Raw genomic sequence first — 12,547 nt, forward strand, 5'->3', positions numbered from 1 at the left:
CACTGTCACGATGCGCTCCGCCGCGTAGATACTGGTAGCACGTGATATTGCACATGGCCGGTACGAAGAGACGACGCATCGGCCCGTACGAGGAGACTCCCCATGGCCGCCCAGCGCAGCAGCGCACCCTCCGCCGCTCCCGCCCTGCCCACGCTGGGGGGAAAGAAGAGCAGCTACCGCGAGCGCGTCGCCGACGCGCTGCGGGCCGCGCTGATCGCGGGCGAGCTGCGCGCCGGCGAGGTCTACTCCGCGCCGACGCTCGCCGCCCGCTTCGGCGTCTCGGCGACGCCGGTGCGCGAGGCCATGCTCGACCTCGCCAAGGAGGGCCTGGTCGACACGGTGCCCAACAAGGGCTTCCGGGTCACCGCGGTCTCCGAGAAGCAACTCGACGAGTACACCCACATCCGTGCGCTCATCGAGATCCCCACCGTGGTGCAGCTGGCCACCACCGCGGACGCCGTCTCCCTGGAGGCGCTGCGCCCGGCCGCCCGGGAGATCGTGACCGCGGCGGCGGCCGGCGACCTCATCGCCTACGTCGAGGCCGACATCCGCTTCCACCTCGGCCTGCTCGCCCTCGCGGGCAACGCCCATCTCGTCGAGGTCGTCGGCGACCTGCGCAAGCGGTCCCGCCTCTACGGGCTCAACGCCCTGGTCGAGGCGGGCCGCTTGCAGTCCTCCGCGGAGGAGCACCTCGAACTCCTCGACGCGCTCCTGGCCCGTGACGAGGCCGCCGTACGCGAAGTGATGACCCGTCACCTCGGTCATGTCCGCGGTCTCTGGGCCGCTCGTTAGAGACCCCTGCGGCGCAGATCGCGGTGGGGGAGTCCTCCAGACGCTTGTCCCGTTACGCAAGCCGCTTGCAATTCTTGCGCTATTCTTGCGCGCATGACGCGACGACTTGCTCAGGTGGCCAAGAAGGTCGGAGTCAGCGAGGCCACGGTCAGCCGGGTGCTCAACGGCAAGCCCGGAGTCTCCGACGCCACCCGGCAGGCGGTGCTCTCCGCCCTCGACGTCCTCGGCTACGAGAGGCCCACGCAGCTGCGCGGTGAACGCGCGCGGCTCGTGGGCCTCGTGCTGCCCGAGCTGCAGAACCCGATCTTCCCGGCGTTCGCCGAGGTGATCGGCGGGGCGCTCGCGCAGCTCGGGCTCACCCCGGTCCTGTGCACACAGACCAAGGGCGGTGTCTCCGAGGCGGACTATGTGGACCTGTTGCTCCAGCAGCAGGTCTCCGGCGTGGTGTTCGCGGGCGGTCTGTACGCGCAGGCCGACGCGCCGCACGACCACTACCGGCGGCTCGCGGACCGCAACATTCCGGTGGTGCTGGTCAACGCGGCGATCGAGCACCTGGGCTTCCCCTGCGTCTCCTGCGACGACGCCGTGGCGGTCGAACAGGCCTGGCGCCACCTGACCTCGCTCGGCCACGAGCGCATCGGGCTCGTCCTCGGCCCGGGCGACCACATGCCGTCGCAGCGGAAGCTGGCGGCGGCGCGTGCACTGGCCTCGGCCGGCGGTGCCGAGCTGCCCGACGATCACGTGGCGCGCTCGATGTTCTCCCTGGAGGGCGGCCAGGCGGCCGCGACGCGGCTGCTGGAGCGGGGCGTCACGGGCATCATCTGTGCCAGCGACCCCTTGGCGCTCGGCGCGGTACGCGCGGCCCGGCGCAAGGGGCTCGTGGTGCCGGCCGAGGCGTCGGTCGTCGGCTACGACGACTCCGCCTTCATGAACTGCACCGAACCCCCGCTGACCACGGTCCGTCAGCCCATCGAGGCCATGGGGCGCGCCGCGGTGGAGTTGCTCAACGCGCAGATCGGCGGGAGCAGTGTCACCGCCGAAGAGCTGCTGTTCGAGCCGGAGTTGGTGGTGCGAGGGTCCACCGCGCAAGTTCCCCGCCACTGAGATCCGGTCGGCTGTCAAATAATTACAGATTCTGCGCGACATCTTGCGGACAGATGTCGGCGGTGCTTGAGTGTGCGGCGCCAGACACGGCGGCGTGCGCTCCCCGCGTGCTGCCGTGGGCCTTCCTCGCTCCTGCCCAAAGGGGTCCACCGATGAGAAGCACCGGGTTCCGCCGTACCTTCGTCATGCTCATGGCGTCCTCCCTCGCGCTCACCGCCTGCGGTTCGAGCGACGACACGGCCGACGGAAAGACCCGTATCACCGTCAACTGCATGCCGCCCAAGAGCGCCAAGGTCGACCGCTCGTTCTTCGAGGCCGACATCAAGGCGTTCGAGAAGGCCAACCCGGACATCGACGTCGTCGCGCACGACGCGTTCCCGTGTCAGGACCCCAAGACGTTCGACGCCAAGCTCGCCGGCGGCCAGATGGAGGACGTCTTCTACACGTACTTCACCGACGCGGGGCACGTCGTCGACGTCAACCAGGCCGCCGACATCACCCGTTACGTCAAGGACCTCAAGAGCTACGGCACCATCCAGCAGCAGCTGCGCGACATCTACACCGTCGACGGCAAGATCTACGGCGTCCCGCGCACCGGCTACTCGATGGGCCTGATCTACAACAAGAAGCTCTTCGAGCAGGCGGGTCTCGACCCCGACAAGCCCCCGGCGACCTGGGAGGACGTGCGCGCCGACGCCAAGAAGATCGCCGCTCTGGGCAACGGCACCGTCGGCTACGCCGACTACAGCGCCCAGAACCAGGGGGGTTGGCACTTCACGGCCGAGCTCTACTCGCAGGGCGGCAACGTCGTCAGCGAGGACGGCAAGAAGGCCACCGTCGACACCCCCGAGGGCAAAGCCGTCCTGCAGAACCTCAAGGACATGCGCTGGAGCGACAACTCCATGGGCAGCAAACAGCTCCTCGTCATCAACGACGTCCAGCAGATGATGGGCTCCGGCAAGCTCGGCATGTACCTCTCCGCGCCCGACAACATCCCGATCCTGGTCAAGGAGAAGGGCGGCAACTACAAGGACCTGGCACTCGCCCCGATGCCGGGCGGCAAGGGCACGCTCATCGGCGGCGACGGCTACATGTTCAACAAGAACGACACCCCGGCGCAGATCAAGGCCGGCCTGAAGTGGCTCGACCACATGTTCCTGACGCCCGGCAAGGGCTTCCTCGGCGACTACGCCCGTGCCAAGCAGCACGACGCGCCCGTGGGCCTGCCCGAGCCGCGCCTGTTCGCCGGCGCCGCCGACGCCAAGGACCAGCAGGTCAAGAAGGCCAACGCCAATGTGCCCGTCGAGAACTACCAGGCCTTCCTCGACGGCAACCAGAGCCTCCAGATGAAGATCGAGCCGCCGCAGGCCCAGCAGATCTACTCCGTCCTCGACAGCGCCGTCTCCGCGGTCCTCACCAAGAAGGACGCCGACATCGACCAGCTGCTGAAGGACGCCTCCGGCAAGATCGACTCGATCCTGGCCCGGGCCTGACACCGGGTATGAAGACCGCATCGAAGCCCGTAGCGCTCCCTCCGGCCGCCGTCGGCGCGCCGGAGGTGCCGCGGTCGGCCGGGCGCCGGACCGGGGGTCCGTGGCGCCGGCGCCTGGCCGACCAGTCCCGCGCCTACGCCTTCCTGATCGGCGGCCTGCTCTGCTTCGCGCTGTTCTCCTGGTACCCGGCGATCCGCGCGGTCGTGATCGCCTTCCAGAAGTACACGCCCGGCTCCGGCGCCGAGTGGGTCGGCACCGCCAACTTCACCCGCGTCTTCCACGACCCGGAGTTCACCGCCGCCTGGCGCAACACCCTCACCTTCACGCTCCTCGCGCTGCTCATCGGCTTCGCCGTCCCCTTCGTGATGGCACTGGTGCTCAATGAACTCCGGCACGCCAAAGCCTTCTTCAGGGTCGTGGTCTATCTGCCGGTGATGATCCCGCCGGTGGTCAGCGCCCTGCTGTGGAAGTGGTTCTACGACCCCGGAGCGGGCCTCGCCAACGAGGCGCTGCGCTACCTGCACCTGCCCACCTCGAACTGGTCCAACGGCGCCGACACCGCCCTCGTCTCGCTGGTCGTCGTCGCCACCTGGGCCAACCTCGGCGGCACCGTCCTCATCTACCTGGCCGCCCTGCAGAGCATCCCCGGCGAGCTGTACGAAGCGGCCGAACTGGACGGCGCGAACATCTGGCAGCGCATCCGCCATGTGACGATCCCGCAGACCCGGTTCATCATCCTCATGCTGATGCTCCTTCAGATCATCGCCACCATGCAGGTGTTCACGGAGCCCTTCGTGATCACGGGCGGCGGACCCGAGAACGCGACCGTGACGGTCCTGTACCTGATCTACAAGTACGCCTTCCTCTACAACGACTTCGGAGGGGCGTGCGCCTTGAGCGTCATGCTGCTCGTCCTGCTCAGCGCCTTCTCGGCGGTCTATCTGCGGCTGACCCGATCGGCAGGGGAGGACGTATGAGCACGCGCACCCTGGTCTCGCCGCTCACCCTCGCCCGCCCCCGAGGCAAGGCCCTCTACTGGACCGTCTTCACGGGTGTCGTCCTGCTCTTCGCGCTCGCCTTCCTCTTCCCCGTCTACTGGATGGTGACCGGCGCCATGAAGTCGCCGGACGAGGTCGCGCGCACACCCCCGACGCTCGTTCCCCAGCACTGGAGCCTCGGCGGCTACACCGACGCGTGGGACCTGATGGACCTGCCCACCCACTTGTGGAACACCGTGGTGCAGGCCACCGGCGCCTGGCTGCTGCAACTCGTGTTCTGCACGGCAGCCGCGTACGCCCTCTCCAAGCTGAAGCCCGCCTTCGGCAAGGTGATCCTCGGCGGCATCCTCGCCACACTGATGGTCCCGGCCCAGGCCCTGGTCGTACCCAAGTACCTGACCGTCGCCGATCTGCCGCTGATCCACACCAGTCTGCTCAACGACCCGCTCGGCATCTGGCTGCCCGCCGTGGCCAACGCCTTCAACCTCTATCTGCTCAAGCGGTTCTTCGACCAGATCCCCCGCGATGTCCTGGAGGCCGCCGAGATCGACGGCGCCGGACGGCTGCGCACCCTGTGGTCGATCGTGCTGCCGATGTCCCGGCCCGTCCTGGGAGTCGTGTCGATCTTCGCCCTGGTCGCCGTCTGGCAGGACTTCCTCTGGCCGCTGATGGTCTTCTCCGACACCGACAAGCAGCCCATCAGCGTGGCACTCGTCCAGCTGTCCCAGAACATCCCGCTGACCGTGCTCATCGCCGCGATGGTGATCGCGAGCATCCCCATGGTCGTGATGTTCCTGGTGTTCCAGCGGCACATCATCGCCGGGATCAGTACGGGCGGCACCAAGGGCTGACAGCACCCAGGGCTGACAGCGCGAAAGGGCTGACGGCACGCTCTCCAGTGAAAGGCAGGCACCGTGGGACAGCTTTCCCCTGCTCGCGTTCAGGACCAGTGGTGGCGCTCCGCCGTCATCTACCAGGTGTACGTCCGCAGCTTCGCGGACGGCGACGGCGACGGCACCGGCGACCTCGCGGGCGTCCGCGCCAGGCTCCCGTATCTCGCCGAACTCGGCGTGGACGCCCTGTGGTTCAACCCCTGGTACCTCTCACCCATGGCCGACGGCGGCTACGACGTCGCCGACTACCGCGCGATCGACCCGGCCTTCGGGACGCTCGCCGAGGCGGAGAAACTCATCGCCGAGGCACGGGAGCTGGGCATCCGCACCCTCGTCGACATCGTCCCGAACCACGTCTCCGACCAACACCCCTGGTTCCAGGCAGCCTTGGCCGGAGGCGCCGAGCGCGAGCTCTTCCACTTCCGTCCCGGACGCGGCGAACACGGCGAACTCCCGCCCAACGACTGGCCGTCCCAGTTCGCGGGCTCCGCCGAACCGGTCTGGACCCGGCTCCCCGACGGCGACTGGTACCTCCACCTCTTCACCCCCGAGCAGCCCGACCTCAACTGGGCGCACCCGGCGGTCAGGCAGGAACACGAGGACGTCCTGCGCTTCTGGTTCGAGCGGGGCGTCGCGGGCGTCCGCATCGACTCGGCCGCGCTGCTCGCCAAGGACCCGGACCTGCCGGAGTTCGCCGAGGGCCGCGACCCGCACCCGTATGTCGACCGCGACGAACTCCACGACATCTACCGCTCGTGGCGCGCGGTCGCCGACGCCTACGACGGCATCTTCGTCGGCGAGGTCTGGCTCCCGGACACCGAACGCTTCGCCCGCTATCTGCGCCCCGACGAACTGCACACCGCCTTCAACTTCTCCTTCCTGTCCTGCCCTTGGGACGCACGGCGACTGCGTACGTCGATCGACGAGACGCTCGCCGAGCACGCTCCGGTGGGTGCGCCCGCCACCTGGGTGCTGTGCAACCACGACGTGACCCGCACCGTCACCCGCTACGGCCGCGCGGACACCGGCTTCGACTTCGCCGCCAAGGCCTTCGGCACCCCGACCGACCTCGTCCTCGGTACCCGGCGGGCGCGCGCCGCCGCCCTGCTCTCGCTCGCGCTGCCCGGTTCCGTCTATGTCTATCAAGGCGAGGAACTCGGCCTGTCCGAGGTGGAGTTGCCACTCCGGAGCATCCAGGACCCGATGCACTTCCGCTCCGGCGGCACGGACCCGGGCCGCGACGGGTGCCGGGTCCCGCTGCCGTGGGCGACCGACGCTCCGTACGCCGGATTCGGCGGCGAGCCCTGGCTTCCCCAGCCCGCCGACTGGCCCGCGTACGCGGCCGACCGCCAGGCAGAGGACCCCGGCTCGATGCTCGGCCTCTACCGTGCGGCGCTCCGCATCCGCCGCACCGAACCGGGCTTCGGCGACGGTCCGCTCACCTGGCTGCCCGCACCGGACGGCGTCCTCGCCTTCAGCCGCACGGACGGTCTGCTCTGCGCCGTCAATCTCACCGACCGTCCGGCCGCACTCCCGGAACACACCCAACGTCTGCTCAGCAGTGGCCCGTTGGATGCCGACGGGCTGCTCCCGCAGGACACGGCGGTCTGGCTGCGCGCCTGAGACCGCCACACCGCAGCCGCTATCCCCGCACCCCCACCACGAAGGGATCAGCACATGCACAGCACCAGATCTGTCAGGCGCATGCCACTCACCGGGCCTACCCGGCCGTCCACCCGGCGCATACCACTCGCCTGCGCCGCCGCCGTCGCCCTCGCCGCCGGGATGCTCGGCGCCGCCCCCGCCCACTCCGCGGTGACGGCCGCGGGCGCCGACCTGCCCTTCACCTCGGTCGAGGCCGAGTCCGCCACCTCCACGGGCACGAAGATCGGCCCCGACTACACGCAGGGCACCCTCGCCTCGGAGGCCTCCGGGCGGCAGGCCGTACGGCTGACCGCCGGCCAGCGCGTCGAGTTCACCGTGCCGCGCGCGGCCAACGCGGTGAACGTGTCCTACAGCGTCCCCGACGGCCAGTCGGGCACCCTCGACGTCTACGTCAACGGCACCAGGCTCGCCAAGACGCTCGCCGTCACCTCCAAGTACTCGTATGTCGACACCTCCTGGATCGCCGGAGCCAAGACCCATCACCGCTTCGACAACGCCCGGCTGCTGCTCGGCCAGAGTGTGCAGGCGGGCGACAAGATCGCCTTCCAGGCCACCTCCACCCAAGTCACCGTCGATGTCGCCGACTTCGAGCAGGTCGCCGCTGCCGCCGCCCGGCCGGCAGGCTCGGTGTCCGTCACCGACAAGGGCGCCGACCCCAGCGGCCAGGGCGACTCCACGCAGGCCTTCCGTGACGCGATCTCCGCCGCGCAAGGGGGAGTGGTGTGGATCCCGCAGGGCGACTACCGCGTCACCTCCTCACTGAACGGCGTCCAGAACGTCACCCTCCAAGGCGCCGGCAGCTGGTACTCCGTCGTGCACACCTCGCGCTTCATCGACCAGACCAGCTCGTCCGGCGGCGTCCACCTCAAGGACTTCGCGGTCATCGGGGAGGTCACCGAGCGCGTCGACTCCAACCCGGACAACTTCGTCAACGGATCGCTGGGACCCGGCAGTTCGGTCTCCGGAATGTGGCTCCAGCACCTCAAGGTCGGACTGTGGCTAACCGGCAACAACGACAACCTCGTCGTCGAGAACAACCGCATCCTCGACACCACCGCCGACGGCCTCAACCTCAACGGCAACGCCCGCGGTGTCCGCGTCCGGAACAACTTCCTGCGCAACAACGGCGACGACGCGCTCGCCATGTGGTCTCTCTACTCGCCCGACACCAACAGCAGCTTCGAGAACAACACCATCACCCAGCCGAACCTCGCCAACGGCATCGCGATCTACGGCGGCACCGACATCGCGGTCAAGAACAACCTGGTCTCCGACACCAATGCCCTCGGCAGCGGCATCGCGATCTCCAACCAGAAGTTCCTCGACCCGTTCTCCCCTCTCGCCGGCACCATCACCGTCGACGGCAACACACTCGTCCGCACCGGTGCGATGAACCCCAACTGGAACCACCCGATGGGTGCGTTGCGCGTCGACTCATACGACAGCGCCATCAACGCCACGGTCAACATCACCAACACGACGATCACCAACAGCCCTTACAGCGCCTTCGAGTTCGTGTCCGGCGGCGGTCACGGCTACTCGACCGGCAACGTCACGGTGAGTGGCGCGAGCGTGCAGAACACCGGCACGGTCGTCGTCCAGGCCGAGGCGCAGGGCGCGGCCAAGTTCAGCAACGTCCAGGCCACCGGCGTCGGTTCGGCGGGCATTTACAACTGCCCCTACCCGTCCGGCTCGGGCACTTTCAACCTCACCGACGGCGGCGGCAACTCCGGCTGGAGCAGCACCTGGTCGGACTGCTCGACCTGGCCGCAGCCGGGCCAGGGCAACCCGCCCCCGGACCCGAACGCCAACCTGGCCAAGGGCCGCCCGGCCACCGCGACCGGCTCGCAGGACGTCTACACGCCCGGCAAGGCGGTCGACGGCGACGCGAACTCCTACTGGGAGTCCACCAACAATGCCTTCCCGCAGGCCATCACCATCGACCTCGGCTCGGCCCAGGCCGTCCGCAGGCTGGTGCTGAAGCTGCCGCCCTCCTCGGCCTGGGGTGCGCGCACGCAGACCCTGTCCGTGCTGGGCAGCACGGACGGCTCGGCGTACTCGACGGTGGTCGCCTCGGCGGGCTACCGCTTCGACCCGGCGACCGGCAACACCGTCACTGTGGCCCTGCCGAGCAGTACGAGCCTGCGCTATCTGAGGCTCAACGTCACCGCCAACACCGGCTGGCCCGCAGGCCAGTTCAGTGAGGTGGAGGCGTATCTGACTTCGTGAGCCTGTCCTGAACCGGGAGAGTCCCGCGCTTCGCCGCCTGGATCTGCTCGTACACGTGGGTCCGCAGCTCGGCGAAGCGCGGGGCCACCCGGGTGTGCAACTGATCCCGCTCGACGGGCAGATCTACCTTCAGCTGCTCCTGTACGACGGTCGGGGAGGCAGACAGGACCACAACCCGCTCGCCCAGGTAGACGGCCTCATCGATGTCATGTGTCACGAACAGGATCGTGATCCCGCGCTCCCGCCACAGCCCCCGTACAAGATCCTCCAGATCGGCGCGGGTCTGGGCGTCGACCGCCGCGAACGGCTCGTCCATCAGCAGGACATCGGGCTCGTACGCCAGCGCGCGGGCGATCGCGACCCGCTGCTGCATACCGCCGGACAGCTGCCACGGATACGCCCCGGCGGCATCCGTGAGCCCGACCGACTCCAGCGCGTCCGCGACCAGCTCGTGCCGCCGCGTCTTACTCAAGTCCTTCTGTTTCAGCGGTAGTTCGACGTTCTCGCCGACCCGCATCCAGGGGAAGAGGCTGCGCCCGTACTCCTGGAACACGAACGCCATGCCGGGCGGCGGGCCGCTCACCTTGCGCCCCGCAAGCAGTACTTCGCCGGCCGTCGGTGTGAGCAGTCCGCCCATGCACTTCAGCAGGGTTGTCTTGCCGCAGCCCGACGGGCCGACGAGACAGACGAGTTCGCCGGCGTCGACGGTGAAGGTGAGGTCCCGCACCGCCTCCACGCGGCGTCCGGAACCCTCGTAGACCTTGTTCAGGCCGCGTACGTCGAGCATGGACCGCCCTTTCACGATGTTCACGGGGACCGGCGGGAAGCGGCGCGCAGGCCGTGGTACCAGCCGAGCACCCGCCGCTCGACCACCTGGAAGACGACGGAGAGCAGGAATCCCAGCAGCCCGAGGACGAGGATGCCAGTCCACATGTCGGGGATCGCGAAACTGCGCTGGAACTGGACGATGGTGAAGCCCAGTCCGTCGCTGGCCGCGAACATCTCGCTGATGACCATCAGGATGATCCCGATGGACAGCGCCTGGCGCAGTCCCGCGAAGATCTGCGGGCTCGCCGAGCGCAGCACCAGGCTCCGCAGCCGGGCGACGCCCGTGATGCCATAGGACAGGGCCGTCTCCTTCATGACCGGGTCGACCGCGCGCACGCCCTCGACCGTGTTCAGGAGGACGGGCCAGACGCAGCCGCTCGCGATGACCACGATCTTCATCGTGTCGCCGATGCCCGCGAACAGCATGATGACCGGGACCAGCACCGGCGGCGGCACGGCCCGCAGGAACTCGAGGACCGGCTCGCACACCGCCCGCACGCGCCGGTACGAGCCGATCACCGTGCCGAGCGCGACCCCGGCGACGGCCGCCGAGGCGTAACCGGCCGACAGGCGCAGGACGCTGGGTAGGACGTCCGTCTTCAGCCGGTCGGCGGTCCACACATCCGGGAAGGTCTTGAGGATCGTCCGCAGCGGCGGCCAGAACGGATTGGTGCTGCCGTCCGACGCCAGCCACCACACGGTGAGCAGCACGGCCGGCAGCGCGACCACGAACAGCAGCCGGATCAGAACCCGTCTCACACCGCCACCTCCCCGCGCACCGACTGGTGCCAGGCCAGCGCCCGCCGCTCCACCGTACGCGCGCCCACGTTGATGAGCAGCCCCAGCAGACCGGTCACCACGATCAGGGCGTACATCTCGGGCACGGCCTGTGACGTCTGCGCGATGGCGATGGTCTTGCCCAACCCTGGTGCCCCGATGACCAGTTCGGCGGTGATGGCGAGGATCAGCGCGACGGACGCGGCCAGCCGCACCCCCGTCATGACGTACGGCAGCGCGGTCGGCCACAGCACGTGCCGGACCCGCGCCCAGGTGCCGAGGCCGTACGACCGTGCCGTCTCCTCGGCGACCGGGTCGACGTCCTGGACGCCGTACAGGACCTGGATCAGGATCTGCCAGAAGGAGGCGTACACGACGAGGAGGAGGACCGAGCGGAGTTCGGTGCCGTACAGCAGGACCGCCAGTGGGATCAGGGCGACCGACGGGATCGGGCGCAGGAACTCGATGGTCGAAGCCGTCGCCTCGCGCAGATACGGGACGACGGAGACCAGTACGCCCACGACGATGCCCGCGCCGACGGCGATCGCCAGGCCCAGGGCCCAGCCGGTGAGCGTGTCGCCGAGCGCCGACCAGAACGCGCCGTCCGTGATCTCGTCCCAGAACGCGGACGCGATACGGCTGGTCGGCGGGAAGTACGCCTCCTTGACGATGCCGACGCGCGGCACGACCTCGCCGAGGGCGAGGAAGGCCGCGAGTCCGGCCGCACCGAGTGCGGTGTTCAGTCCTTTCACGGGAGCAGCTTGTCCAGGTCGGGGGCCGTCTTGAAGAGGCCGTCCGTCTCGCTCAGCTTCTCCAGCGCCTCGATCGAGGAACGGTTCGCCTCGGCCGGCCACTTGGGCAGGATCACCTTGGCCAGCACCGTCGCTGGGACCTGGGTGTAGGTGGCGACGATCTGGCGGACCTCGTCCGGGTGGGCGTCGGCGTAGGCAAGGGACTCGGCGGTGGCCTCCTGGAACTTCTTCACCACGTCCGGGTTCTTCGACGCGTACGACGTCGACGTGAAGTACATGGCGACGGTGAGGTCCGGCGCGGCGTCGACCAGCGGCCAGGCGATCTGGGTGGCCCCCTGGCCCAGCATGGTGGTGAGCGCGGGTTCGACGGCCATGGCGGCGTCGATCTGGCCCTTGTCGAGTGCGGCGGGCATCTGGTCGAAGGCGAGCTCGACGAACTTCACCTTGTCCGGGTCGCCGCCCGCCTTGCGCACCGACTCGCGCACCGCGGTCTCGTTGATGTTCTTGAGCGTGTTGACCGCGACTTTCTTGCCCTCCAGGTCCTTCGCGGACTTGAGGCTGCTGCCCTTCTTGACCACGACGGCCCCGAAGTCCTTGCCCGAGACGCCGGTTGAGGCGACGCCGTTGGCGATGGCCTTCACCTGCACGTTCTGGGACTGGGCGAGCATCAGCGAGGTCACGTTGGAGAAGCCGAACTGGAACTGGCCGCTGACCACGCCCGGCACGATGGCCGCGCCGCCGTTCGCGGTCGTCATGGACAGCTTCAGGCCGCGCTTGCTGTAGAAGCCCTCTTTCTGGCCGAGATAGAGGGGGGCGACATCGACGATGGGGATGACCCCCACCTTGACAGTGGTGGTACCGCCGGACGACGAGTTCTTGTCCGAGGCGCCACCGCCGTCGGACGAACCGCAGGCCGAAGTGGCGACCAGGAAGGCTCCGACCGCGAGACCGGCGAGCAGACGACGCATGGCTCCTCCTGTGCAGACGACAGTGTTCCGACAGGCTGTGCGCACAGC

At 68.8% G+C, this 12,547-nt stretch carries 11 protein-coding genes; 7 read left to right on the forward strand and 4 right to left on the reverse strand.

Going from position 1 to position 12,547, the window contains the following annotated elements:
• Positions 1–102 precede the first annotated feature (102 nt).
• The 7 genes from OG975_RS41100 (at position 103) to OG975_RS41130 (ending at position 9,174) form a co-directional block, all read left to right on the forward strand.
• The gene (locus OG975_RS41100; protein WP_406334687.1) at positions 103–792 is read left to right on the forward strand and encodes a GntR family transcriptional regulator; all 690 of its coding nucleotides are present in this window, start codon (positions 103–105) and stop codon (positions 790–792) included.
• Positions 793–885: 93 nt separating this feature from the next.
• Complete coding sequence (locus OG975_RS41105; RefSeq protein WP_406334688.1) at positions 886–1,896, forward strand: LacI family DNA-binding transcriptional regulator; 1,011 nt, start codon at positions 886–888, stop codon at positions 1,894–1,896.
• Between the two features lie 152 nt (positions 1,897–2,048).
• Positions 2,049–3,389 carry an ABC transporter substrate-binding protein gene (locus tag OG975_RS41110; RefSeq protein WP_406334689.1) on the forward strand — a complete coding sequence of 447 codons (1,341 nt, stop codon included), beginning with the start codon at positions 2,049–2,051 and terminating at the stop codon, positions 3,387–3,389.
• Positions 3,390–3,397: 8 nt separating this feature from the next.
• Positions 3,398–4,366, forward strand: coding sequence for a carbohydrate ABC transporter permease (locus tag OG975_RS41115; protein WP_406334691.1), 969 nt, complete (start codon positions 3,398–3,400; stop codon positions 4,364–4,366).
• Positions 4,363–5,238, forward strand: a complete 876-nt coding sequence (locus tag OG975_RS41120) for a carbohydrate ABC transporter permease (RefSeq protein ID WP_406334692.1) — start codon at positions 4,363–4,365, stop codon at positions 5,236–5,238. Before OG975_RS41115 ends, OG975_RS41120 begins: the two co-directional genes overlap by 4 nt.
• 63 nt (positions 5,239–5,301) lie before the next feature.
• Complete coding sequence (locus tag OG975_RS41125) at positions 5,302–6,903, forward strand: glycoside hydrolase family 13 protein (RefSeq protein WP_406334693.1); 1,602 nt, start codon at positions 5,302–5,304, stop codon at positions 6,901–6,903.
• 81 nt (positions 6,904–6,984) lie between these two features.
• Positions 6,985–9,174 (forward strand): discoidin domain-containing protein, encoded by a 2,190-nt coding sequence (locus tag OG975_RS41130; RefSeq protein WP_406336696.1) that lies wholly within the window; start codon positions 6,985–6,987, stop codon positions 9,172–9,174.
• On the opposite strand, the gene OG975_RS41135 is transcribed toward OG975_RS41130, so the two are convergent.
• Genes OG975_RS41135 through OG975_RS41150 form a run of 4 tightly spaced genes read right to left on the reverse strand, consistent with a single transcriptional unit; the run spans position 9,143 to position 12,499 of the window.
• Entirely contained in the window at positions 9,143–9,961 is an 819-nt protein-coding gene (locus OG975_RS41135) for an ABC transporter ATP-binding protein (RefSeq protein ID WP_406334694.1), read from the reverse strand. The genes OG975_RS41130 and OG975_RS41135 overlap by 32 nt on opposite strands.
• 20 nt (positions 9,962–9,981) lie before the next feature.
• On the reverse strand, positions 9,982–10,761 hold the full coding sequence (locus OG975_RS41140; protein WP_406334695.1) for an ABC transporter permease: 780 nt from the start codon (positions 10,759–10,761) through the stop codon (positions 9,982–9,984).
• Complete coding sequence (locus tag OG975_RS41145) at positions 10,758–11,531, reverse strand: ABC transporter permease (RefSeq protein WP_406334696.1); 774 nt, start codon at positions 11,529–11,531, stop codon at positions 10,758–10,760. Before OG975_RS41145 ends, OG975_RS41140 begins: the two co-directional genes overlap by 4 nt.
• Positions 11,528–12,499 (reverse strand): ABC transporter substrate-binding protein, encoded by a 972-nt coding sequence (locus OG975_RS41150; protein WP_406334697.1) that lies wholly within the window; start codon positions 12,497–12,499, stop codon positions 11,528–11,530. The genes OG975_RS41145 and OG975_RS41150 overlap by 4 nt, the downstream gene beginning before the upstream one ends.
• Positions 12,500–12,547: the final 48 nt, after the last annotated feature.

This window comes from Streptomyces sp. NBC_00203, from assembly GCF_045206325.1.
Lineage (GTDB): Bacteria > Actinomycetota > Actinomycetes > Streptomycetales > Streptomycetaceae > Streptomyces > Streptomyces lutosisoli.

Excerpts from the sequence above, each read along its gene's own strand:
- OG975_RS41105 (WP_406334688.1), top strand. The coding sequence starts at position 886 with ATGACGCGACGACTTGCTCAGGTGGCCAAGAAGGTCGGAGTCAGCGAG.
- OG975_RS41130 (WP_406336696.1), top strand. The coding sequence starts at position 6,985 with ATGCCACTCACCGGGCCTACCCGGCCGTCCACCCGGCGCATACCACTC.
- OG975_RS41120 (WP_406334692.1), top strand. The coding sequence starts at position 4,363 with ATGAGCACGCGCACCCTGGTCTCGCCGCTCACCCTCGCCCGCCCCCGA.
- OG975_RS41115 (WP_406334691.1), top strand. The coding sequence starts at position 3,398 with ATGAAGACCGCATCGAAGCCCGTAGCGCTCCCTCCGGCCGCCGTCGGC.
- OG975_RS41100 (WP_406334687.1), top strand. The coding sequence starts at position 103 with ATGGCCGCCCAGCGCAGCAGCGCACCCTCCGCCGCTCCCGCCCTGCCC.
- OG975_RS41135 (WP_406334694.1), bottom strand. The coding sequence starts at position 9,961 with ATGCTCGACGTACGCGGCCTGAACAAGGTCTACGAGGGTTCCGGACGC.
- OG975_RS41110 (WP_406334689.1), top strand. The coding sequence starts at position 2,049 with ATGAGAAGCACCGGGTTCCGCCGTACCTTCGTCATGCTCATGGCGTCC.
- OG975_RS41150 (WP_406334697.1), bottom strand. The coding sequence starts at position 12,499 with ATGCGTCGTCTGCTCGCCGGTCTCGCGGTCGGAGCCTTCCTGGTCGCC.